This is a genomic window from Hungatella hathewayi WAL-18680, from assembly GCF_000235505.1.
Lineage (GTDB): Bacteria > Bacillota > Clostridia > Lachnospirales > Lachnospiraceae > Hungatella_A > Hungatella_A hathewayi_A.
In genome coordinates, this window is record NZ_JH379027.1 from 567,522 (window position 1) to 593,149 (window position 25,628).

21 protein-coding genes are annotated in these 25,628 nt (G+C 46.8%); all 21 read left to right on the forward strand.

The features are described from left to right. Positions 1-182 precede the first annotated feature (182 nt). On the forward strand, positions 183-9,896 hold the full coding sequence (locus HMPREF9473_RS02660; RefSeq protein ID WP_006778512.1) for an RHS repeat-associated core domain-containing protein: 9,714 nt from the start codon (positions 183-185) through the stop codon (positions 9,894-9,896). Between the two features lie 10 nt (positions 9,897-9,906). Beyond that, the gene (locus HMPREF9473_RS02665) at positions 9,907-10,197 is read left to right on the forward strand and encodes an immunity 53 family protein (protein ID WP_006778513.1); all 291 of its coding nucleotides are present in this window, start codon (positions 9,907-9,909) and stop codon (positions 10,195-10,197) included. 274 nt (positions 10,198-10,471) lie between these two features. Further along, positions 10,472-10,990, forward strand: coding sequence for a hypothetical protein (locus tag HMPREF9473_RS25910; protein WP_138669848.1), 519 nt, complete (start codon positions 10,472-10,474; stop codon positions 10,988-10,990). Then, a complete protein-coding gene (locus tag HMPREF9473_RS27890; RefSeq protein ID WP_187388683.1) occupies positions 10,991-11,128 on the forward strand; it encodes a hypothetical protein in 138 nt (45 codons plus the stop codon). After that, positions 11,128-11,289, forward strand: a complete 162-nt coding sequence (locus tag HMPREF9473_RS27170) for a hypothetical protein (RefSeq protein ID WP_006778515.1) — start codon at positions 11,128-11,130, stop codon at positions 11,287-11,289. The genes HMPREF9473_RS27890 and HMPREF9473_RS27170 overlap by 1 nt, the downstream gene beginning before the upstream one ends. A 618-nt stretch (positions 11,290-11,907) precedes the next feature. Next, positions 11,908-12,258, forward strand: a complete 351-nt coding sequence (locus HMPREF9473_RS28005) for an RHS repeat domain-containing protein (RefSeq protein ID WP_006778516.1) — start codon at positions 11,908-11,910, stop codon at positions 12,256-12,258. A 57-nt stretch (positions 12,259-12,315) separates the two neighbouring features. After that, positions 12,316-13,776: an RHS repeat-associated core domain-containing protein gene (locus HMPREF9473_RS28010; RefSeq protein ID WP_242830766.1), complete on the forward strand. Its 1,461-nt coding sequence runs from the start codon at positions 12,316-12,318 to the stop codon at positions 13,774-13,776. Positions 13,777-13,786: 10 nt separating this feature from the next. Further along, on the forward strand, positions 13,787-14,056 hold the full coding sequence (locus tag HMPREF9473_RS02685; protein ID WP_242830822.1) for a CPCC family cysteine-rich protein: 270 nt from the start codon (positions 13,787-13,789) through the stop codon (positions 14,054-14,056). A gap of 405 nt (positions 14,057-14,461) precedes the next feature. Beyond that, positions 14,462-15,046: a hypothetical protein gene (locus tag HMPREF9473_RS02690; RefSeq protein WP_006778519.1), complete on the forward strand. Its 585-nt coding sequence runs from the start codon at positions 14,462-14,464 to the stop codon at positions 15,044-15,046. 187 nt (positions 15,047-15,233) lie between these two features. After that, on the forward strand, positions 15,234-15,608 hold the full coding sequence (locus HMPREF9473_RS02695; RefSeq protein WP_006778520.1) for a hypothetical protein: 375 nt from the start codon (positions 15,234-15,236) through the stop codon (positions 15,606-15,608). Between the two features lie 85 nt (positions 15,609-15,693). Next, positions 15,694-15,960: a hypothetical protein gene (locus HMPREF9473_RS27895; protein WP_207636778.1), complete on the forward strand. Its 267-nt coding sequence runs from the start codon at positions 15,694-15,696 to the stop codon at positions 15,958-15,960. 26 nt (positions 15,961-15,986) lie between these two features. Next, entirely contained in the window at positions 15,987-16,412 is a 426-nt protein-coding gene (locus HMPREF9473_RS02700; protein WP_006778521.1) for a hypothetical protein, read from the forward strand. 271 nt (positions 16,413-16,683) lie between these two features. After that, positions 16,684-17,172, forward strand: coding sequence for a DUF6756 family protein (locus HMPREF9473_RS02705; RefSeq protein WP_006778522.1), 489 nt, complete (start codon positions 16,684-16,686; stop codon positions 17,170-17,172). A 9-nt stretch (positions 17,173-17,181) separates the two neighbouring features. Next, positions 17,182-17,640: a hypothetical protein gene (locus HMPREF9473_RS02710; protein ID WP_006778523.1), complete on the forward strand. Its 459-nt coding sequence runs from the start codon at positions 17,182-17,184 to the stop codon at positions 17,638-17,640. Between the two features lie 421 nt (positions 17,641-18,061). Further along, positions 18,062-18,769, forward strand: coding sequence for a nucleotidyltransferase family protein (locus HMPREF9473_RS02715; RefSeq protein WP_006778524.1), 708 nt, complete (start codon positions 18,062-18,064; stop codon positions 18,767-18,769). After that, positions 18,763-19,833: a GHMP kinase gene (locus HMPREF9473_RS02720; protein WP_006778525.1), complete on the forward strand. Its 1,071-nt coding sequence runs from the start codon at positions 18,763-18,765 to the stop codon at positions 19,831-19,833. The genes HMPREF9473_RS02715 and HMPREF9473_RS02720 overlap by 7 nt, the downstream gene beginning before the upstream one ends. A 14-nt stretch (positions 19,834-19,847) precedes the next feature. After that, positions 19,848-20,411 carry a D-glycero-beta-D-manno-heptose 1,7-bisphosphate 7-phosphatase gene (gmhB, locus tag HMPREF9473_RS02725; protein WP_006778526.1) on the forward strand — a complete coding sequence of 188 codons (564 nt, stop codon included), beginning with the start codon at positions 19,848-19,850 and terminating at the stop codon, positions 20,409-20,411. Positions 20,412-20,430: 19 nt separating this feature from the next. After that, entirely contained in the window at positions 20,431-21,072 is a 642-nt protein-coding gene (locus tag HMPREF9473_RS02730) for a D-sedoheptulose-7-phosphate isomerase (RefSeq protein ID WP_034857852.1), read from the forward strand. A gap of 24 nt (positions 21,073-21,096) precedes the next feature. Continuing rightward, a complete protein-coding gene (locus tag HMPREF9473_RS02735; protein ID WP_006778528.1) occupies positions 21,097-22,920 on the forward strand; it encodes an LTA synthase family protein in 1,824 nt (607 codons plus the stop codon). A gap of 12 nt (positions 22,921-22,932) precedes the next feature. Then, positions 22,933-23,721 (forward strand): glycosyltransferase family 2 protein, encoded by a 789-nt coding sequence (locus HMPREF9473_RS02740; protein ID WP_006778529.1) that lies wholly within the window; start codon positions 22,933-22,935, stop codon positions 23,719-23,721. 36 nt (positions 23,722-23,757) lie between these two features. Beyond that, on the forward strand, positions 23,758-25,590 hold the full coding sequence (locus HMPREF9473_RS02745; protein ID WP_006778530.1) for a hypothetical protein: 1,833 nt from the start codon (positions 23,758-23,760) through the stop codon (positions 25,588-25,590). The last annotated feature ends 38 nt before the right edge of the window (positions 25,591-25,628 follow it).

Consider the following 25,628-nt stretch of genomic DNA (forward strand, 5'->3'; position numbering starts at 1 on the left):
AGGTGAAGGGTATCATGTTCAAATTTTACTTAGTAAAAGCGGTGAAAACTGCCGGAGTGAGATTGAACAGTCAGTTTTGGAGAGGCGCATAAGATTCCGAAGGGGGAATTATGCGCTTTTTGCTTGTGTAAAAATGGGCTGTTCAGGCAGGTAAAAGATGAAAATGACAAAGGAGATTTGAGATGAAAAAGAAATATGGTTTTATCTTGAAAAAGGCATTGAGCTGTATGTTGATTACGGCAATGTTGACGCCAAATGTGACGCCAATTGCAGCGTATGCGGCGGAGACCATACGTAACAGACCGAGGTATGTTGATTTTTCACGCCCGGAGGCGCTGCGTCTGGAGGATTTGGGACTTACGAATGGTACGTTGCTTGAAACCACAGGGGGAACCACGACGGAATCCTCCACAGGTTCGTCTAATGAGGGAAGCGGTACGGAGGGGAACGGCCAGGAAAACCCGGGCGGCAACTCTCAGGAGGAATCGAAGGAAGAGACGAATGCTGGCACGGAGACCTCAAAGCCAGCCGGGGAGGAAACAGGGGGACAGGGAGGCTCCGGGGAGGAATCCAAGCCAGGAGAATCCGGGACTGAGGAATCTAAGCCGGAAGAATCCAAGCCGGAGGAATCCAAACCAGGGGAATCCAAGCCGGAAGAATCCAAGCCGGAGGAGTCCAAACCGGGAGAATCTCAACCGGAGGAATCCAAGCCAGGAGAATCCAAACCGGGAGAATCTCAATCAGGAGAATCCAAACCGGGAGAATCTCAATCAGAGGAATCTCAACCGGAGGAATCCACTCCCGGTACCGGTATCGACGAAAGTCTGCCGGAAGAATCCAAACCGGAAGCCGGCCTGTTGGAGAAGCCGGAGATAGCCACTCCGTCAGAAGCCAGAGAGCCGGAATCTTACTACAATTATGACGAGTACATCGATGAACCGGACGGAGTTTTGGTTCAGTTCAATGAGGCGTATCGTACTTACCAGACCGGGGACGGCGAATATGTCACCATTGCTGGCGGTTATTCCGGTCTTTACAAGGATGAGGACGGAGTAGTCCGGCAGACCAGCAACACTTTGGTGGAGTCAGCTGCGCCAGCCCGTGCCAGAAGTGCGGTGAGTTCGGTAGAATATGAGAATGAAGCCGGCAGCAGCCGGGTTGTCATTCCGGAGAAACTGTCCGCTTATAAAGGCATTCACATAGAAAAGGGAGACTATCAGGTAGATTTGACGCCGGATGGCGGCAATTTTAAAAAGAGTGTCGTAGCAGGCAATGCCATCCGGTACAGTGACGTTTATCCGGGGATTGACTATCAGTACACACTGGCAGGCAATACCCTGAAAGAAGACATTATCCTGTTGGAAAAGACCAGCCGCAATGAATTTTCCTTCCGGATAAAAACGAACGGGTTAAAGGCCGCCCAGTCCGGCAATACCATTATCCTGTATCACACGGATAAAAAGAAGCCGGAGTTTGTGCTGGAGGCCCCTCTGATGATTGACGATGCAGGGGAGACCAGCGAAAAATTGAAACTTACTCTGAACGGGGAGGAAGGCGCCTATAAAGCTACCGTGACAGCCGATAAAAAATGGCTGGAAGAGGAGGACCGCAGCTATCCTGTCCGCATTGACCCGTCCACCGTCAATATGGTTCCCAGCAAATTTGTGCTGGTTCACGTGGCTGACGGCCAGCCCTCCAAATTCCTGGGAAATATGGGCCCCATGTATGCAGGATGGCGGGACGGCTACGGTAATATGAGAACCTACGTGGCGATCAACGGTGACTGGAGCCAGGTGATTGGACAGGCCCTCTGCACCAGCGCCACGTTCCGGATTGGCGTCCAGTCCGGAAATGGCGTCGGAAAAACCGAAATCGAACTGCGTGCGCCAAACAGTGAGTGGAATGCCCTGTCACTGACCTGGAACCAGATTAAGGAGCCGCTATCCGAGCTTCAGGGAGTGTTGGATTCACCGGGAAAAGATGGGACGCTGGAATATGATATTACGGAATTAATGCAGGCATGGATTTCTTCCACCCGCCTTCAGGCCGGCCTTGTGCTTCAGGCGGCCAGTGAGCCAAAATCAGAGGCTCAGGCGCCTTTGAGAATGCCAGCAGAGAGCTTCTACAACCGGGATAACCCGGCGATGGGGCCGCGGATTGACATCTCATGGGAAGGAGAACTGACCGGTGACCTGGACAGTCTGGATATCGATGCGCTGACAGCCAAGGTGAGCCCTGCCATCACGGACAGCGGTTCCGGTGGAAAGACAGCCATGGGAGTCCTGGGCCACGGCATTTCCCAGGGCGGTTCTACTGTGACCTGGAAGCTGATAGAAACTGAGAATGGAAATGAGGCGGCAGAGGGCGAGACCACGGCGGACAGCTCCTATACCTCCCCGGATTTCTCGAAAGATATGGCATTCAACGGTGCGTTTAACAGCCAGGCCAAAAGCGGAAACTGGCAGAGCAGTCCACTGGTGACCGCAGACGATTTGGAGACAGATACTATTTACCAGATTGTGGCTGAGGCGGAAGGAAAAGCCCTGGAGGAGGACCCGGAGACCGGCGAGATGGTTCCTGGAGAGGAGACGGTCACGAGCGATACGGTGGAAACCGATGAGTTCCTTCTGTATGAAGTCCAGTCTCTGGATTTGCTGATTCGAATTGCAGACCACTACCAGGTGGACAAATCTACAATTCTGCGGGATAACCGTTTGGCAAACGGTCTGACCTTCGAGGGGGATGTGCTGTTTATCCGGAACCCGAAAGTCAGCACGCCTTACACGCCAAAACAGCTGACAGAGTCGGAAAAGATGATGATTGACATGCTGTTAAACGGTATGGGCATGTCCTGTGTCTTTGACCATGAGCCAATCAATATGAACACCGGTGATTTTTACATGCAGCAGACCGATGCAAGCGTGGAAGAACTGGGAGGAACTTCCAAGATTGAGAGAAGCTACAACTCCATCGCGGCCTTTGCCCGCTCTTACTTCGGCATTGGCTGGAGCAGTCCCTTTGGCGAGCGGCTCACCGTCCGTCACAATGGAGATATTCTCTATCGCAAAGCGGATGGAGGGGCCATCAACTTCAAGAAGCAGGCAGACGGAACTTACAGAGCGCCTGACGGCTATGATATGGTCATCCGCACCACGGATACGATTGAGATTGAGACACCGGATGGAGAGACGAAGAGACTGAATGTGGCCAGTCCATCCAATGCGGAACCGGAATCCGCTGGGAATACATCATCAGTCCATGAGATTGCAACACCGTCCGATGCACAGCCAAAATCGGTAAAGAGACCTATGTCCGGCACAAACACGGCAACGCCATCCAACGCGGCCCTTCAGGACGATGAAGGCCAGGAAGACGACAGCGAAGAGCCGGATGAGGATACGGAAATCCCGGCCGCGACGGCATGGGAGCTGGAGGATAAAGAGGGGACAGTCAAGACCTTCGATGCCAGAGGACTTCTCTACTATACCACGGACAGAAGGGGATACCGGACCACTCTGATATACGATGAAAATGATGATGTCTGCCAGATTAAAACCCCTTCCGGGAAACGTTTCGATGTAACGACAGATGAACTGCACCGTATCACAGCTATCACACTTCCAAACGGGGGAGAACTGTCTTACGTCTATGACGACAACAACAATTTGATATCTGCCACAGACGCGGAGGGCGGCGTGCGCAGATATGAATATGACGACAATCATCATATGACAGCGTGGTACGATGAAAACGGAAACCGCATTGTGGAAAATGTTTACGACAGCGACGGCAGAGTGACAAGACAGACCGATGCCGAGGGGAATACCGCAGTTCTGGAATACCTGGACGGATGCACCGTGTCAACCGATAACCGGGGAAATGTGACCAGGTATTACGTGGATGGACAGAAACGCATTTCCAGAATCGAATATCCTGACGGAAGTCAAAAGAGCTACACTTATACTGCCGACAACCGGAGAGCCACGGAGACAGATGAGCGGGGAATCGAGACGTCCTATACCTACGATGAGAATGGAAATATCCTCACACAGACCCGTGGGGACGGCACTGTCTCCCGATTCACCTGGAACCAGTGGAGCCAGCCGTTGAGCGTCACCGATTATGAAGGGAACACCACGGTCTATACCTATGATGAGGTCGGGAATCTGCTGAGTGTCACCGACGGGGAAGGCAACCGGGTTACTTACAACTACGATGAGCAGAACCGTATGATATCCATGACAGATGCCAACGGAGGTACCAGCGTCTTCACCTACGACGGCGCGGTTATCACTTCCATGAAAGATGGAGAGGGACATGTCTGGGAGTTTACCTATGATTCCATGAACCAGGTGCTTACGGCCACTGACCCGCTGGGAAATACACAGACCTATGAATACAATCGGAAGGGCTGGAATATTTCCGTAACTGAGAAAGACGGGGGAACCAGCTATCACGAGTATGATGCGGTTGGAACCGTGCTTTCCATCACGGATGCCATGGGGGTAAAAACCACATTTACTTATGACAAGATGTACAATATCCTGTCCGGTAAGGATGCCCTTGGACAGACGCTGACCTATGAGTACGATAAAAACTATAATAAGATAAAAGAGATTGACGCCAAAGGAAACCAGACCGGTTATACCTACGATGCCAGAAACCGTCTGGTGAAGATAACGGACGCCCTGGGCCAGGAGATTCGCTATGAACTGGATGGCCGAGGCAACATTGTAAAGGCTACAGACCGGCGCGGTAAAACGGTGGAAACGCAGTATCATCAGGTTTTGAATCTTCCGGTCCTGACAAAAGATGCTTTGGGCCACGAAACCTATTATCAGTATGACGGCAACGGCAGATTGAAAAAGATAACCTATCCTGACGGAACTGCACTTACCTATGCCTATGACAAGGCGGGACGCGCCGTGAAAATGACAGCACAGAATGGTCTTGTGACGGAGATTGGTTACGATGGCAATGGCAATATTGTGCGGATTACGGACGACGCCAGCCGTGTTTACCGATTTGAGTATGACAAGAATAATCGTCTGCTGAAATCGACAGATCCGTTGGGAGGGGAGACGGTCTACACCTATGACGAGGTGGGAAATCTGACAGGCGAGACAGATGCCAACGGTCACAGCACCGGGTATGCCTACGATGCGGCAGGCCGTCTCACTCAGATAAAAGACGCGCTGTCAGGCACCGTAACTTCGGAGTATGATTTGAACGGAAACCTGCTGAAATCTACGGACCAGAACAATCATACCACTACCTGGAACTATGATGTGATTGGCCAGCTGCTGGCTCAGGTGAACCCGGCGGGCTATATCACGGCCGTGGAATACGATTCCCTGGGCAATGTGAGCAAGGTGACAGATGCCTTAAAGGGGGAGACCACTGCCCAAATGGATGCCCTGAGCCGTACGGTTCAAAAGACAGATGCGCTTGGCGGTGTCTATACGTATGAGTATGATAAAAATGGCAATCTGTTAACTATTACCATGCCGGACAGCGACACGGTTGCCATGTCCTATGATGGGGCCAACCGGATGACCTACTATCGGGATGAGGCCAGTGTGGTGACGCGGTATGAGTACGACAGTATGGGCCGGATTGTGAAGGCGCAGGATACTGCCGGCAATGTGATGAACTACGAGTATGATGTCTCTGGCAATCTGGTAAAGCAGGTTGATACCATCGGACGGGAAGCCGTATACGAGTATGACAAATTTAACCGTTTGATATCAGTGACCGGAACAGACGGGGCGTCTACTGCCTATACATATGACCCGCTGGACCGCCTTACATCCGTAACCCAGGCAGATGGAACCGTGACCACTTACGAGTATGACCCGGTGGGCAATCTGATAAAGACGACAGAGCCGGGGGAGGCTGTCTATACCTATGCCTATGATGCGATTAACCGCCTGACCGGCAAGGTCAATCCTCTGGGGGCGTCCACCCAGTTCCAATACGATGCCAAAGGCAATCTGCTGTCGTCCACCGATGCGAATGGGGTGCAGAAGACATTTGTCTACGATGAGATTGACCGGATGATTTCCCTCACAGATGGCAACGGCGGAACGACCGGCTACGGCTATGATGAGCTTTCGCGTCTCATTTCCATGGTGACGCCGGAGGGGAATACGCAGGAATACCGTTATGACGCACTGGGACGGATGACGAAGGAAAAGGATGCCAACGGGCTGATTACCGAGCATCAGTATGACGTGATGGGAAATCTGGTCAAATCGATTTCTCCGAAGGGTGCCGAGACCAGCTATACCTATGACAAACACGATGAATTGACGAGCGTTACTGACGCCATGGGCCATGTGACTGCGTATGAGGTTGATTTAAACCGCATGGTCACAAAGATGATTCAGAAAAATGGCGGCGAGTACAGCTACACTTACGATGCGGTACACCGGCTGACGGAGATGACCACGCCTCTGGGTCATAAGCGTGTGTTCACCTATGATTCAGCAGACAACATCGTAAAAGAATCCGACAATTTAGGCCGCACCAGCACCTACCAGTACGACATCATGCACCGGATGACGAAAGCAGTCAATGCCAAGGGCGGTGTGACGACCTTCGGCTATGATATCCGTGGTAATCAAAACGAGTTGATCAACGCCATGGGATATACCTGGAAGTATCAGTATGATTTGATTGACCAGTTGACGGCCGGCGTGGACCCGGAGGGGAAAGCGACACAGTTTACCTATGATTTGGTTGGAAATCTGACTGCCGTGAAGAAGCCGGGAGAGCGGACTACCAGCTATCAGTATGACAACAACTACAATCAGACGGCTTGGACAGACCCGAAGGGATATGTATACCAGGTTTCTTATGATAAGGACAACCGCATGGTGGGAACGGTGGACCCATTAGGACAGACTCAGGCAGTGAATTATGATGCTGGAAGCCGTGTGACGGCCATCCGTGACAAGATGGGGCTCAGCCAGGAATTCACCTATGATGCCCACGGCAATATTCTGACCAGAAGAGCCACAGACGGGCTGATGACCGGTTACCAGTATGATATTCTGGACCGTCTGATTAAGGTCACGGACCCCATGGGATATGAGACACAGTATGGTTATGATGAGATGGGAAATATCACCAGCATGACCAATCCTCAGAAGCATGTGACGAAGTACACCTACGATTTGGAGAACAACATGACGTCCCTGACGTCGCCGATGGGACGGGTGGAGCAGTTCACCTATGATGTAGCCGGAAGGCTGGAAAGCCGTCTGACTCCGAAGGGTGATACAATTCGTTATGACTATGACAAACTCAACGGTCTGGCAGACAAGACCTATGAGAATGCCAAGGGGGAGGAGACGGACCACCCGGTACAGATGGGTTACAATGCCATGGGCCAGAGAATCTCCATGGAGGACATTACCGGGGAGAGCAGTTATACCTATGACGGGCTGGGACGGCTGAAAACGGCCGTGAATGGCTCAGGAAAGAAAGTGGAGTATGTCTACGACGAAGCCGATAACCTGGCGGGAATCATTTATCCGGATGGATATGAGGTCAAGTATGAGTATGACAAAAATGATAACATCACGAAGCTGACGGACAGAGATGGGCGGAGTACCGGATATGAGTATGACGCACTGAACCGGCTGACCAAAGTGACACGTCCGGATGGAGGCGTCAGCAGATATACTTACAATGCCAGAGACCAGATTGTGGAGGCGGAAAACCTGTGTTCCTGTGGATTTGTAATCTCCGATTACAAATATACGTATAATGATGCAGGATTGATTACGGCCGAGACAGCCAAAGAATGTTTATTCACCTCTGCACTGGATACGGGCCACAAGGGCGGTGCCGGCGACAAATGTGCCCATGTGACGGAGAACCCGTGGCAGAATCAGAATCCGGAGTGGCAGACAACCAAGCGGACCTTCAAGTATGACAATAACGGCCAGCTTCTGGAGTGTAAGGAGGATAAGGGGCAGTTTGACAAACTCACCTACACTTATACCTATGACGAGGCAGGTAACCGGACATTGGCGAAGCGGCAGGATGTATTTGGATATTACGAGAGGGACCAGAGGACTTACACCTACAATGCGGACAACCAGATGGTCAGCGCGGTGGTGTGCGAGGGAAATCTGACAAAGAAGTATACCTTTACCTATGACGCCAACGGAAACCTGACGGCGGAGTGTTATAAAAACTGTGCCGAAGTCCGTTACCAGTATGACACGGAGAACCGTCTGGCAGCGGTATATGATACCCAGAGACTGTTGATGGCAGCGGCCTACGACGGAGATGGAAACAGGACCTTCCAGCTGAATTACAATCCGGATGCGGTTTGCGGCTATGGAAAAAATGTGAGCGGAGAAATCTTCATGCCGGCTCACAGCAAAAACGAGGACGGAAGTCTGACGGCAGAAGGAGAGCTGTTCAGCTACATCTGCTCCGCCACAGGACGTGCCTATGATTTGACCGAGTATGTCAATGACACAAACCGCCAGTACACGGAGGTGCTGACGGCATATACGGTAAACAGTGAGGCGACGGATTCGTACAGCTATGCCGGAAACCAGAGGAATTCCCGCAACAGCATCTGGACCGAGGCAAGGGATGTCATTCAAAATGAGACCAGTTTTTATTTATATGACGGCCGCGGAAGCGTAACAGGAGTCACCTGGGACAAATCCAGGGTAACAGCAGTCTACCAGTACGACCCCTACGGCCAGGTAACGCTTGGAACCACAGACCATGTAGATTTCTACGGATACAACGGCGAGAGCTACAATCCGAATACAGGACTTGAATACCTGAGAGCCAGGTATTATAATGCAAACCAGGGAAGATTCTTCCAGGAGGACACCTATCTCGGAGATATCACGGACCCGCTGACATTGAACCGGTACGCGTATGTCAAGAACAGCCCGCTGAATTATGTGGACCCGAGCGGACATTGGAGTATCCCGAAAAGCTGGCTTCCTCCGACAGAGAGCAACATTGTCCGAAAAGATGATGGGATTCCGATTGCCAATGACAGTAATGCACAATTTGATTGGGATACGTGGGTTAACGAAATTGGAGGGAATTTAAGCACCAGGCAGAAGAAAGAACTCATAGCTGCTATGAAAGAGGCTGAAGACAGCTCCTATACTATTTCGTGTGGCAATATAATAAACATAGGGGATTCAGCATTAAACTTTATTAACAGTTTCTTTATCGGTGCTGCTACTGCAGTGATAGAAAATACAACTGCATTTTACAACCTGCCAAGAGAATGGATAACATTGGCGCAGGGACGTGATTTCACCTCTTTATCTGATATAATGGAAAATTACGTACCAAATCGAGCAGCATTTTACGCAGGAAAGTTAGTAGGAGACCTGGCAAGTTTCGCTGAAGGTATTAAATTTGCGTATTTAGGTGCCACTGGGGCTATCGGAGGAGTTATTGCTGCAGCGCCTTCAGGGAGCACATCTTTAATCATTACTGCTGCAAGTGTTACGGCAGTAACCGAAGGTATGTTAATTTCAGCAAATGCGCTAGGGGATATATTTATTTCTGTAAAAGCACTTGGTGTTGAAATATCACAGTCTTCTAGTGGTGGTGGGGCTTCTAAGGGGGATTCTGAGACTGATAATGTGACAAAAGGCAAATCAAGAGCACCCGAAAAAGGGACTCCAGGTTCCGTATATGAACAGATAGATGATAAAGGGAATGTCATGTCAAAGACTAAATATGGTGAGAACGGTAAACCAGAGTATCGGGATGATTTGATGGGTAAACCACATTACGATAAATCAACAGGACAATACCTTGACCAGCATCGTCATGAATTTAAGTATAATGAGAAAGGGCAACCAATTGGCGAAAAAGTATCGCCGATTCCAGATTAGGAGATAGCAGATGGACAATTTAGAATGGCTTCAAAATTGGTATCAGCAAAATTGTGATGGAGGATGGGAACATTCATATGGCGTTGAAATTGGAACGTTAGATAATCCGGGCTGGTATGTGAATATTGATTTAAAAGACACTCAATATGCGGATTTACAAAGGCCTAAGATAAGCCAAGATAGGGGTGAGAATGATTGGTTTAACTGTTCAATCGTTGATGGAGTTTTTAAAGGAGTTGGGGATAGCTTAAAATTAAATAAAATCATACAAACGCTTAAAGAATGGATACAGGAGGATTAATTGCCCATTAGTGACAATCAATAAAAGTAAGGCGTTTATATCTTGTAGTTTTACAATATGCTGTTGGAAGAAAAATGGTAGTGATGGTAGAATAAGCTTTTATTGCTTGGTGTCAAAGGGTGATATCTCTCTAGGTTGGGTGGCGTTAAGCCACCCAACCTAAGAAGTTGCACACATTTTTCTCTGATTATTCTGTCTGAATGGTGTTTGCAGTAAGTCTGGAAAAAATACGTTGTGTATGGACCCGGGTGAGATAGCATTATCCATAGCCAGTATGTCAGACAGCGAGTACGAATATGCGGTAAGATACTTAGATGGAGAAGCCTATTACAAAGGAAAAGCCCTGGTGGATGAAATGTATGCAAGTGTGGGAGAAGTGATGTCGTCCCCATTAGGCATGCTGGCAGAAGCGCTGGGAATGTTTGGCACAGGCGGAGGAGGAAGCGTCAGCTATGGAATGGCAGGAAATTCCGTAGCGGGAATCCAAATGGGAAGCAGTTTGGAACTGTCAAACGGTATAGTAATAGGAGTAGGAGTACTAGCTGCCGCAGGAGAGGCTGGTTCCATCATGGAGTCCGATGGGAATGCCAGAGCGGAGGAGAATCGGAAGAAGGCGGAGAAGGCTGCTGAGAGGGATAGTGAGACTCAGCATATGCTCGGAGAAAATGGAACTGACTTCGAGAGTAAAACAACATGGCAAAATGGAAAAACAGAACGTTTAGATGTTGAAAATCCAGCTCCAGGTGAACGACCAGGGCAAATTCATTATCACGATGCTAAAAATAATAAATGAATGTATGATGTGGAGGGTGAGTATTTTTATGATGGGGACAGTGGAGAATTAGCTCCCAACAGTGTTCAAAAATTACTTAAAGATTCCAAATTTAGCAAAGCCATTGATAAAGCATTGAAATATTTAGGAGAAAATTAATGTTAAAGATGAATCAAAAAATGGAGAAAATATTAAAACAAAAAGGAGGAATGAATAAAAAAACTATAGTTGCTATCTGTGAGGATATAGTTTCACAGGTAAAATGTATTAATGATTGTGTGTTGTATGATGAAAACGGCAATTTAGAACAAAAAAAATAAACTGGAGTATTGTCTTAAAAGTAAATAAAGACTTCACAGGTTATGAAGTTAGCCATAACGAGATATTGCTTCCTAATGAGCTTTTTAATGAGTCCTTATTAATTTTTTTAGATGAAATAAAATTCCAGTTACTAAAGAAGTTTCCTAACAGAAAATTTTGTATAATTTTATCAGATAGTGATAGAGCAGTCTTAAGATTTCATACGTATAGACCTCAAGAGGGATTATGGTTATCGCAGGACCTCGAGAAATATAAGGCCCCCATTTTATTTGATGTGTGCTGATGAGAATAGACATTGATTTTATTCGCCCTGCTTTGCCGGGCGATGTTTCTCGAGGTTATGCCTCCCTATGGCATAAGCTCTTTAAACAGCCCACATTTCGAACCTGATTATTTAGAGCATAAAAAGATGGTGTTCTAAATCGGCCCAACGTAATATCAGCGCTGTGGTATTGCTTCCAAAGGTGAGGTTAAAATTGGCATACGTGCTGTCACAATGCATCTCAGGGGCAAGAGAACGCCTGGGGAAATTGAATCAAATTCAAGGGATGAATTATTACTAAATATTTTATATACGTGGTCTAATTTAAGAAGACATCGTCCGGCACTTTTGGGCGATGTCTTTATACTTACAACATGGACAATCAGATGAAGAGAAGTATACCTTTACCTATGACGCCAACGGGAACTTGACGGCGGAGTGTTATAAAAACTGTGCCGAAGTCCGTTACCAGTATGATACGGAGAATCGTCTGGCGGCGGTGTATGATACCCAGAGACTGTTGATGGCAGCGGCCTACGACGGAGATGGAAACAGGACCTTCCAGCTGAATTACAATCCGGATGCGGTCTGCGGCTATGGAAAAAATGTGAGTGGAGAAATCTTCATGCCGGCTCACAGTAAAAACGAGGACGGAAGCCTGACGGCAGAAGGGGAACTGTTCAGTTACATCTGCTCCACCACATGACGTGCCTATGATTTGACCGAGTATGTCAATGACACAAACCGCCAGTACACGGAGGTGTTGACTGCATACACGGTAAATAGTGAGGCGACGGATTCGTACAGCTATGCCGGAAACCAGAGGAATTCCCGCAACAGCATCTGGACCGAGGCAAGGGATGTCATTCAAAATGAGACCAGTTTTTATCTATATGACGGCCGCGGAAGCGTAACAGGAGTCACCTGGGACAAATCCAGGGTAACGGCAGTCTACCAATACGACCCCTACGGCCAGGTAACGCTTGGAACCACGGACCATGTAGATTTCTACGGATACAACGGTGAAAGCTACAATCCAAATACAGGACTTGAATACCTGAGAGCCAGGTATTATAATGCAAACCAGGGAAGATTCTTCCAGGAGGACACCTATCTAGGAGATATCACGGACCCGTTGACCTTGAACCGGTACGCGTATGTCAAGAACAGCCCGCTAAATTATGTGGATCCGAGCGGACATACGTCGGTTGGGGTTGATAAAGGAAACGAAGGGAAGTTCAACGGACTGAAAAAAGCTGCAATGAAAGTTGCAGGTAAACTCCTTGATAGTTCCAAGGACATGCCGCTTAGATCATCAACAGGAGCAGTATTTGGCATCATATCGAGCCATATAATGATTGCAGTTGCACTCAGTGAAGATACGCTTTGTATTGATTGGGAGGAAGTCCAGTTAAGTGTAGGCAGCTACTTGCTGGGAATGTATACGGAATCGCTTTACTATAGTGGTGTTAATCTTATTGGCCAGGATAAAATGGATATGCTTGAATTGTTGCAAGCAATACTAGGCACTGACAGAGAATATAAATATGCTGTCGAGAATTTGGATGCCAGTGCTTACTATTATGGGAAAGCACTGGTAGATGATATGTACGCAGGCCTGGGAGAAATCATGACGTCACCACTGACCATGCTGGCCGAGCTGTTAGGGATGCTGGGAAGCAGCGGAGGAGGAAGTGTCAGCTACGGTGCTATCAAAGGTTCAGCATCAGGACTTGCGCTGGAAGGCGGGGTAGTATTATCATCAGGTGTAGTGATAGCAGTAGGCATAGTAGCAGCAGGCGGTATAGCGGGTTCTATCATACAGTTTTCCGGGAGCGCCAGGGGTGATGTGAACCGGGAGAAGGCGGAACAGGTTGCTGAGGGGGATAGTAATACTAAGTATGAGGGACAAAAATATCTCGGAGAACGAAAACGGGAGAATGATTTTGTAAATGACAAGGGTAAAAGTACCTTAGATAAACATGCAGGTAAACGCGGTTATGAATCACCAGAAGATTACTTAAATGATGCACGAAATTTTCTGGAAAAGGATCCAACTTCAACTACTCAATCTTTTGTATCAAAGGCAGGGACGTACTTTAGATACGATACAAATACCAATGAGTTTGGTATTATAAATGAGTATGGAGGGATTTCTACATATTTCAAACCAGAAGAGGGACTGACATATTGGTTAGAGCAAATAGAATTATATGCTCCTTAATGAGATGGAGGTGAATTATTTGAAAAAAAAGTGCCCTTGTTGTGGATTTTATACGATTGAAAATGATGAAGAAATAATTACAGATATTTGTGAGGTGTGTTTTTGGCAATTTGACATGGTAGCACAAAAACATCCAGAAAAAAGTATAGGACCTAATAAGATATCGTTAAATGAAGCTAGAGATAATTACAAAAAGTATGGTGCATGTAAGAAAGAATATGCGGATAAAAAAGTAGTACGTAAACCATTAAACGAAGAATTGCCAATGCTGTTTGAGTAGAAAAATTACCGGTTTTGTTGGGCGATATCCTAAGAAGTTATGCTGTACTTTGACATAACTTTTTTAACTAGCATATATTTCACCCCTGATTGTTTCGGATGATTTGGAGAGAAATACCTTTGTTTCAAATTAAACCGACAGGCTAATTAATTTGGGTAATGTTTTCAGGCTGGTGGCGTTAAGCCCCCAGCCTTTAAACATCGTACATTTCGACTCTGTTTTTTGGGACTTAATGGTGTTTACAAAGAATACATTGTGCATTGACCAGGATGAATTAGCATTATCCATAGTTGGTATGCTTTTGGACGCTTTAGTGAGGATTAAAGAAAACTGAGATTTGGTTAGTTTATATTCAGGTGCAGATAGTGGAAGTGTAACTGATGCTGCCAAGAATGGAGGTGTTATATGGCCATAATATTGGAATTCAATTTAATATGCAGAAGATTTATTGATTTGGAACGTGTATTACAGAATCCTAAAATTCACAAGTTAGAGATTACAATGGAAAAAATTTCTACAATTGATGATTGGACGTGGACGAATCAGAAAAAAATGCAAGATTTATTTTCGATTAGCAAATCATTAGAAGAAGCAAAGATTGCCGTCATCAATTTAAAAAGTAATTATTTTAAAGATGCAGGAATTTATATTGAAAAAATCAATGAAGAGTATGTTTACAATCTATGGATTAATACGGAGGGATATCCAGATTTAGATGCGGATGAAATTAATTCAAGAAATAAACATTATTTTCAAAAGTTTTATCAGATTTTTGAGGAGGTGGAGGGACAACTAAATATAGAATTTCGAATTTTAGGTATTGGATTAGAAACAAATTTTCAATACGAAAAAGAAAATTCCGATGTAATTAAAAAGTCCCAAAATATTATTGCCTGGGTAGTATATAAAGATTACCTAAATGATATGGATTTTATTAATTATAGAAAAAAGAAAGATGTTGAAACAAATATTGTTATATTTGAAAGATAGTTTTGCTCGGCTTTGTAAGGCGATGTCCCAAGAGGTTATGCCGTTTTTTAGTTAGAGCAAGAAATCTGGGACGTCAAGTTGGACAAGAACAGAAGCAACTGCTGATATTGCTAAGTTATTGTTAAGTTAAATCGAATAATTAGAACCACGTTCTCGTTTAGTTATTTATTTCAATAATGGAGGAAGTATGAGTTATGCAACAAAAAAGGCCGTTGAAAGGCTGGCTAAAGAATTAAATTTACATAGTGGAGATGTTTTTACTCAAGATTGGGAATATGAGGTGGCTGACCCAAATAGATTAGAGGATTTTTTTGATTATTACATAAATAATAAGTTGAGTTCAGATGAGAAACGGACATTAATGCAACTAATTTTAGAGTCATATAATGATTATGTTGGGAAAGAAGGATTTAACTCTGATTATTCAAGTAAGTTACGAAATATTCTAAAAAAGGATTTAAATCTATATATGGATTTAATTGATGACTGGTCTTGTGATAAAGAAGATTTAGAAGATTGTTATGAAATAACCCCTTTAATTAGGGAAATAAGAAAAAATTAGTTATTGTCTCAGATTTCCGGGAGTATTATCTGCGGAAAGTGGAAGAAGGAAAGCATAAACAGCAGGCACTGATCTGTATTGCGAGATGTTTAGTAAATATTGTGTATGGGATGCTAAAAAAACATATGGAATACCGGGAGCCAGGGCAATAAAGGTTATCGGTTACGAACAGTATGTGTTAAGTTCGCATATTAGGGATAATGATGGAACAATAAGGAGTAGAATAGACCCACCTGATAGCGCAACAACATATCCGCATAAGCACTATTATGATGTTAATAAAAAACCATTAGATTTGAATGGGAATATTATTAATTCGAAAAGTCAGGGCGCACATATACCTTTAAAATAACTGTAAACTGTGAATGGAGATCAGCTATGAAAAATGAAGATTTGCAAAAACAAATTAATATGATGAATTATTGGGACTGTGAAGTTTTGGATTTTTCTATTAATTATTTTGGTGACGAGGTAAAGATAGTAATAGATAGCGGAGATTATTGCGTAGATAACAATAATTCGAAACGGACATGTTACATTGTTAAATTTTTGTTGTGTTATCAGGTGGACTATAGAACAGATTCAATGGATACAGAGCGGAGAAAGGGATTAGAAGTTAAGGATATGAAAAGAGTTCAATTAGGACATTATGTACAAGAGATAACGGTGAATAATCAAACAATGAACAATTTTATGGAAGTAAATCTAAACACCAGTTTATTATTTGCAAAAATTATTTGTCAGAATATCTCTATACAGAAAACGGAATATGATGATAAAGACTTTTTTTGGGGCAAAAACTGAGAATAATGCCTAGTACACATTGCCCGGCTTTGCCGGGGGATGTCTCCCAAGGTTAGGCCGTCTTTGGTATAGTCTTTTTAACCAGCAGATATTTCACCCTGGTTATTTTGACTAAGTAAGGAAATATCATATGCCATGCTCCTTGGGAAGATGAATTGGAGATGGTTGAAGAAGTTGGTGTCCAGTAGAACAGTTATTAGACGCATTTCATGTATATTTATGCAGTTTGTTGTAATGTTTTTTAGTAATTCACAGCTAAGAGGTATAATAAATGAAAACTAGTTACGAAATAGAAAAAATTGCTAAAGCCAATAAAATTTCTATAGAGATACTTTCATTAGAGCAGGCCCAAATGATTAAAAATAGAATTTTGCAAAAATATTCTAATAAAAATAAAAGTACTTTTTTATGGGAAAGTTTTTTGGATTTTTCAATAGTTAATAACAAAGATGGCTGGACTTTAATTGCAGACTATGTAAATGCAAAAAAATGTTTGATGTTTTTTGATGATGATGATTCTATTATAGTATTTAAAGGAGGAAATGATTTATATAAATTACTCTCAGAAATGTATGGATTTGAATTTTATATCACCAATTTTACGACAGAGTATTTGATATGTTTTAATCATCATGATTGCCTGATGGGATGCGGAACTGCAAAAAATTGGGTTAACAAATTACAGAACGATTTGACTACTAATAAAGCAATTAACTTAGGGCCAGATACGAGCGTTATAGTCCCATATATTCGAATATAGAGGTGATATATGAAAAATATACAGGCTATTATAAATTCATTAAATGCAACAGAACTTTCTAATGGTGAAGTGCTTTATAGTCTTGTAGGATTCTATGAGGAAATTAAAAAAATATGTGAGGCTTATGTAAGCGCGGACGATTGTATAATAATGCCATATTACGTATTGGGTGAAAGAAGAATGGAACTATATGAGTATGAATTAAAGATTCAAGTGGTTGAAAGCCCTAACTTTGAAAAATATTTACTTGGAAGAACAGGCAAATTTAAAGTAGATGATATTCCAAAAGAAGTAATATTGTTACAAAGAAATTGTTACTTTGAAGTATTGGAAGCGGAGCAAAAAATTTCTGTCAAAAAAATAAAGCAATACATAGAATTTTTGTACAATAATAATTGCCTTAAGCATCAAATTGAACAAGCGTTTGGAGAATTTAAAAAAGAGCAATTATTGTTCGAGTTTTATTAAATTAATTCGTTCGATTTAATTGATTTTAATGGAGTAGTTTTATTGACTCTAGTAATTCGTAAATTTGATTTTTAAAGTATTCACAAAAAAAGTGGGGAAAAGGGAAGTATGTTTGTTCATCGGATGTACGGCTAGTTAATGACAATGTGTATATGCTTGAAATTGAATTAAATTCGGGGGATAGAATTATTACTGAATATTCTAAATGAGGGGTCTAATTGAATAAGGTATGGCTATGTCTGCACTTAATTCAGAACTATTAACTTTATAATATTTAAAGAGGGCAAAAGTACTTTACGCTTTTGTCCTTTTTCTTAAAAAAACTTTAATATCCGACAATCTAGTGGTAAGGAGATACGAAAAATGGTATACTTACACCGAATATGTCTATTTTTACGAGCGTTGGAACGGAGGAGTTAGGATGCAGGCGATTTTGTTGGCCGGGGGGCTGGGGACTAGGTTGCAGAGTGTGGTGAGTGACAGGCCGAAGCCGATGGCGTTGATTGGGGATAAGCCGTTTATGGAATACGTGGTTCATGAATTGGCGCGCCATGGAATCCAGGATATTATCTTTGCGGTTGGTTATAAGGGGTCTATGGTGGAGGAGTATTTTGGGGACGGGAGCCGGTTTGGGGTGATGGTGTCCTATGCCTATGAGGAGACTCTGCTGGGGACGGCGGGGGCGATTAAGAATGCGGCCCGTTTTATGAACGAGGACAAGGCGTTTGTGCTGAATGCGGATACCTTCTATCAGATTGATTATACAAGACTGGTGAGACTGGGGGAGGAGAAGGCGCTTGATATGGCGCTGGTGCTTCGGGAGGTGCCGGATGTGTCCAGGTATGGGCAGGCGACTCTTCAGGACCATCTGCTGGTTGGATTTAATGAGAAAGTGGCGGAGGCAAGACCGGGAACGATTAACGGCGGGATTTATCTGCTGTCTCGGGGGCTGATTGATGAGATTCCGGAGGGAAAGGTGTCTTTGGAGCAGGAGATGATTCCGAAGTGGCTGTCGGAAGGCAGACGGCTTGGCGGGATTGTGAACGACGGGTATTTTATTGATATTGGAATCCCGGAGGACTACTATCGGTTTATTGAGGATGTGGAGAAAGGAGTCGTAGTATGGTAATCAGAGGAAGGGCGCCCCTCCGGGTTAGTTTCGGCGGGGGCGGCACGGATGTGGCGCCGTTTTGCGTGGAGCAGGGGGGAGCGATTATCGGAAGCACCATCAACAAGTATGCGTACTGCTCCATTGTACCCAGGATGGATGACCAGATTATTGTACATTCTCTGGATTTCGATATGACTGTAAAGTACAATACCAGGGAAAACTATGTGTATGACGGCCGCCTGGATTTGGTGACGGCTGCATTGAAGGCGATGGATATTAAGGAAGGATGCGAGGTGTACCTCCAGTGTGATGCGCCTCCAGGGTCCGGACTTGGGACTTCCTCCACGGTGATGGTATCTCTTCTCATTGCCATGGCGAAATGGAAGGGCGTGGAGCTGGATGCCTACGCACTGGCGGATTTGGCCTATCAGGTGGAGCGGGAGGATTTGAAGATTGACGGCGGTTATCAGGACCAGTATGCGTCCACCTTCGGCGGCTTTAATTTTATTGAGTTCCACGGGAGAAATAACGTGGTGGTGAATCCTCTGCGGATTAAGAAGGATGTCATCCACGAATTACAGTATAACCTGCTGTTGTGTTACACCGGCAAGATACACGTGTCGGCCAATATTATCAAGGACCAGGTGAATAACTATACCAAGAAAGACGCCTTCGACGCCATGTGCGAGGTGAAGGCCCTGGCCTATGCCATGAAGGACGAGCTGCTAAAAGGCAACCTTCACAGCTTCGGCAAGTTGTTAGACTACGGCTGGGAGAGCAAGAAGAGGATGAGCAGCAAGATAACCAACCCACAGATCGATGAGCTGTACGAGGAGGCCAAGAAGGCAGGAGCCCTTGGCGGGAAGCTGCTGGGAGCCGGCGGCGGCGGATATCTGTTGATGTACTGCCCTTACAATGTGAAGCACAAGGTGGCGGCCCGGATGGAAGAGGTGGGCGGCCAGCTGGCGGACTGGAATTTTGAGCTGCGTGGCGCGCAGGCGTGGATAGCGGATGAGGAGCGCTGGACCTACGATAAGGTCAGCGTGAAAATGCCGGACAAATCCTATGAATTCAAATTTTAGAATTGGTGGACGACATGGACAGAGTTGTATTTTTGGACAGAGACGGGACGATTAACCAGGAGGTGCATTACCTGCATAAGCCGGAGGACTTAGTGCTTCTTCCGGGTGTGCCGGAGGCCATCCGGGCGCTTCGGGAAGCCGGATTCCGGATTGTGGTGGTGACGAACCAGGCGGGGGTGGCCAGAGGCTACTATACCTGCCAGGAGGTGGAACATCTCCACGCATACTTAAATGAGCTGCTGGAAAAAGACGGGGCGCACATTGATTACTTCTTTTACTGCCCTCATCACCCGGAGCACGGGATTGGGGAGTACAAAATCGAGTGTGACTGCCGCAAGCCGGGAACCGGGATGTTCAAGATGGCGGAGCAGTATTACCAGATTGACAAGGCGCATTCCTATATGATAGGGGACAAACTCCTGGATGTGGAAGCGGGAAGAAACTATGGCGTCCATAGCATCCTGGTGGGCACCGGATATGGCGCCGCCATTTACAGGGAACAGGAGGCATCAGCCTATGATTTTTACGCGGAAACTCTTATGGGCGCAGCCAGGTACATTATTGACAGAGAGCAATAGAGAAGGGGAGAGGACAGAGATGGACGGAAACGGTTATTTGGAAGAACTGATAGTGAGATACCCGGTGCTTGCACCGCTCAAAACGGAAATCCAGGCGGCCTATGAGCTTTTGGAGGCCAGTTACAGGAATGGCGGCAAACTTCTGGTGGCCGGCAACGGCGGCAGCTGCGCCGACGCGGAGCACATCGTGGGAGAACTGATGAAGGGCTTTGTAAAGAGACGCCCTCTTCCCGATGATTTACAGGAAAAACTCAAATCCATCGGCGGCGAAAAAGGAGAAAAACTGGCGTCAGGCCTGCAGGAGGCGCTTCCGGCCATCGCATTGACCGGCCACCCTGGCCTTGCCACCGCATTTTTAAATGACGTGGACGGGGAAATGATATACGCCCAGCAGGTGTGCGGCTACGGCCGGGAAGGCGACGTCTTCCTGGGCATCTCCACCTCCGGCAATGCGAAAAATATCGAGTACGCCTGCATGACGGCCAAAGCCAAAGGCATGAAGGTCATAGGCCTGACCGGCAAGGACGGCGGCCGCCTGAAAGCAAATTCGGACGTGGCAATCGTGGTTCCGGAGCAGGAGACCTTTAAGATTCAGGAATTACACCTGCCCATCTACCACGCCCTCTGCCTGATGCTGGAGGCCAGATTCTTTGTATCATAGACATTAGAGAAGGACGAGCAATAAGTGACAGAATGGAAAGTATTTCAAAATAAAAAACTGATAACAGGAATTCAAACGGGGGTGGTACTGCTCACCCCCTGTATCAGCTACCTCTGCTTCGAGTCCATAACAGGTAACCTGACGGATATCCGGGGCGCGTATCTTGCGCTGAATCTGATCCTGTTTGCCCTCCTGTACTGGACCCTGGCAGCCATCATCAATTCCGTGCGGATTGCCTATACCATATGGAATGTATCGTTATTAATCCTCGCCATGGCGGAATACTTCGTGGTATCCTTCCGGGCAAGGCCGATTCTCATCTGGGACGCGCTGGCCCTTCGCACAGCCATGAGCGTATCCGGCAACTACACCTATGAGCCCACAGCCGCCATGTTTGTGGCCGTGGCTGTGATGACAGTACTCACGATTCTGGCCTGGTTATGGCCTGTCAAACTCCGCACCAGGGTATACCGCTTGACGGCCGCCGGTGCCGCCGTAGTCTGCTTCACCGGATTTATGGGCCTGTTTTACCTGAAACTAGTGCCGGCTCTGAACATCGAAATCAGCATGTGGGACCCGGATGAGTCCCTGAGCGAAACGGGCTACGTGCTGGGAACGCTCCGCTCCATCGAGTATCTCCGCGTAAAGAAGCCGGAGGGCTACTCCAAAACGGTTCTGGCTGAGATCGAGCAGGAGACGGAAGATGCCCGTGCTTCCCAAAACCTGCGGTGGGCAGCGGACACGGATGTGGTTCCCACCAACATTATCTGTATTATGAATGAGAGTTTTTCGGATTTGCAGGTGATTGGAGAATTTGAGACGGATGTGCTCTATCTCTCCTATTATCACAGCCTGGAAGAAAACTGTATCAAGGGGAATCTGTACGTGCCGGTGTTCGGTTCCATGACCTGCAACTCGGAATATGAGTTTCTGACCGGCAATTCCATGGCATTTGCCCCTGAGGGCTCCGTGCCATTTCAGGTGTATATGAACAATCCCGTCTACGGGCTGACAAGAACGGTGAAAGCCCAGGGATACCGGACCATAGGCATGCACCCCTATCCGGCGGCCAACTGGAACCGGGACGAGGCTTACCGGAAGCTTGGATTTGACGAGTTTCTGGCAGGCGATTACTTTGAAGATTCTCCTCTTATCAGAAAATATGTGAGTGATAAGGGGAATTACGATAAAATCATTGAACTGACGGAGCAGAAAGAAGACGGGCAGCCCCTGTTTATCTTCAACGTGACCATGCAGAACCATGGCGGATATGAGGACGATTACGAGGCATCCGTTCATTTGACGGACTATGCGGACATGCCTATGACGGAGCAGTATCTGTCTCTGATAAAGGAGTCCGACGAGGCGTTACAATATCTGCTTGAGTACTATTCCCAGGTGGAGGAGCCGACCATGATTGTGATGTTCGGTGACCACCAGCCCAGCGTGGAGGAGGAATTTTATGAGGCGCTGTACGGCGGTCCGCTGGATGAATTGAGCCCGGAGAACTACTTGAGACGCTACATCACCCCATTCCTGGTGTGGACAAACTACGAAACCCCGTCGGAATCGGTGGATAAACTCAGCGCCCAGTATCTGTCCAACATGGTGCTGGAGCGGGCCAACCTGGAAATGACGGATTACAACTATTTCCTGGAGCAAATGCGGGAGATGGCACCGGTGGTCCACATGATGGGATATTACAACTCCGACGGCGTCTGGGAGAGCTGGACCAACTGGAAGAGCAAGAAGGAATACCCACTGTTTCGCAAGTTTGACTATTTACAGTACAACCACATGTTTGACCAAAAAACATTGCTGTCGTTTTTTGCGATTGGCGAAGAATAAAGAGGATTTACTATGAATGCACATACTTTTGCAATCTGTGCCTACAAGGATTCCCCCTACCTGGAATCCTGCATCAAATCACTGAAAAAGCAGACGGTCTCCAGTACCATCATCCTGTGCACCTCCACGCCCAGCCCCTATATCCAGGGGATGGCGGATAAGTACGGGATTCCTGTGTTTGCGAGAGACGGACAGAGCGACATCCAGGCGGACTGGAATTTTGCCTATCATATGGCGGATTCCAGGCTGGTGACCATCGCCCACCAGGACGATATGTACCACCGGCAGTATGCCGCCACAGTACAAAACTGCTGGAAGCGCTATCCAGACACGTCGGTGATGACCACGGATGCCGTGATTGTGAAGCACGGCCAGCTGCAAAAGCCGGATCAGGTGGAGTTTGTGAAGAAAATGCTTCGGCTTCCCCTTCGCGTCCCGGCCCTCAACCATCTGACTGCGGTCAAGAGAAGCGCCCTGCGGTTTGGCAACCCCATCATGTGTCCTTCCTGCACCTACAATAAGGAAATGCTGGGAGAACCGCTGTTTCAGTCGGACTACAAGTTTGCACTGGACTGGGATACCATGACCCAGCTGGCGGAGCGGGACGGGCGTTTTATCTGTATCGAAAAACCGTTATTGTACTATCGCATCCACGAGGAAGCGACCACCAAGAGCTGTATCAAAGACCACCGGCGGGAGCGGGAAGAGGCCGATATGTACCGGAAATTCTGGCCTGACTTTCTGGTGAAGCTGCTGATGAAGGGATACCGCAGGGCTTACGACAGCTATGATGAAGCGTGAGTGGAGTATCGGAAGCGGTCGGGAAGGAGTGACTACATGGAAATAAACACAAACAAGAAACAGGTGGACATTTGGAAAAATCATATGATAGCGGCTATTCTGCTGATGGCATTCGCATTTTTCATCAACCGTGGAATTGAGATTAAGGGCCTTTACATGGACGACTTGTACATGTGGTCCTGCTTTGGCGAGCAGTCGTTTTTTGAGTATGTCTTTCCCATCGGGGGGAGCAGATTCCGCTTTCTGTTTTATCTGGTATCCTGGCTGGAGATGGCATTTATCGGGACCCATGTGGGGTGGATGGTGCCTATCAATATCATATTAAATGGTCTCGTGGCGATTACCCTGTATGGTATGGCCTGGAAATTGAGCCGTTCCAAGCTGATTGGTTTCCTGGCCGGTATTGCCTATCTTCTCAGCAATCTGTCCTATTATCAGATATCCCAGGGACTGGGCGTGATGGAGACCATGGCGCTGTGGATGGGAATCGGCATTCTTTACTGTCTGTTCCAGTTCCTTCACGACGCGCCCAAGAGCCGCACATATTATATGACGGCTGTGGGACTGTATTTTGGAGTCTGCTTTGTCCATGAGCGGTATATGGTGCTTCTGCCGCTGTTCTTTATCGTGCTGCTGCTAAAAAAGAACCGGGATATCCGCCAGTGGATCTACCCCTTTGCCAGCTTTGTGCTGGTGCAGGTGATACGCCTGCTCACCATCGGGGGCCTGTCTCCGGCGGGGACCGGCGGTACCCAGGTGGCGGATACATTTTCCCTGAAACAGAGTATCAAATATGCGCTGTCCCAGGTGGCTTACATGTTTGGAATCAACGCGGGGCCGGAGCATTTAAACGGAATTCCGTGGAAGGATTCTCCTTTCTGGATTCACGGCCTGGTGTACGGGACGCTGGTCTTTGTGCTGGCGATGGTGGTCTGCTTCCTGGTGACAGCTATCCGTCATAAGGAGGACCGTTTTCCGGCGCTGGCCAGCAGTATCCTGTTTATCTGCTTTATTGGGGCCTGCATTGTGTCTTCCAGCGTCACCATCCGGGTGGAGATGCGCTGGGTCTATATCTCCTACACCGCCGCGCTGTTGTATCTCTCCTATATGTATGGGGTGATTATCAGCCATGTGGAGGTGACCAAGGCGATACAGAAGTTTGTGCCTTACGGGGCAATCCTTGTGGCTTATGTGGTATTGATGTTCCCGGTACAGACCTATTACCGGAGCTTTTATCCGAAGCTGTATTACTGGCCCAACCAGATGCGCTACAACTCCCTGGCGGAGGAGACCTACGAGAAATACGGGGATGCTTTGTTTGACAAGACGGTTTACATTCTGGGAAATACGTATGAGATGAGCGAGTTCACCGCCGATACCTTTTTCAAGGTGTACGACAAAAAGAAGGCATTTACAGGCCCGGAGGTGGTGTTCATCGACAACATAGACGAGGTTGGACTTGTCCATGACAATATGCTGATTCTGCGGGAGGACACAAAGTTCGACGGATTCCAGGACATCACCCAGTTTGTCCGGGATTTGAAATGCCAGCGGGTGTACGGCTACTATGAGGATACCTGGATGGACGAGGAGGCCGTTGTCAAGGTGATGGCGGGCGCCGATGGAATCATATCCATCGAGATGATTTATCCCGGCAATCTGGAAGGGCATGAGACTTCCATCATCTATGTGGACGGTGAGGAAGCCGTCACGGTCCATCTGACGGAAAATGTGATGCACGAGGAAATCCGGGTAAAGCCGGGAAATATTGTGGAACTGAAATTCGTCAACAACTTCTATATGAAGGATGCCATAGAACAGCGCGGGGAGAAACGGTTCTCCATGCTGGTGAATCTGGGGACCAGCTGACGGGCCCCGGGGCAAAGATTGTTGAAGAAAGTCGGAAC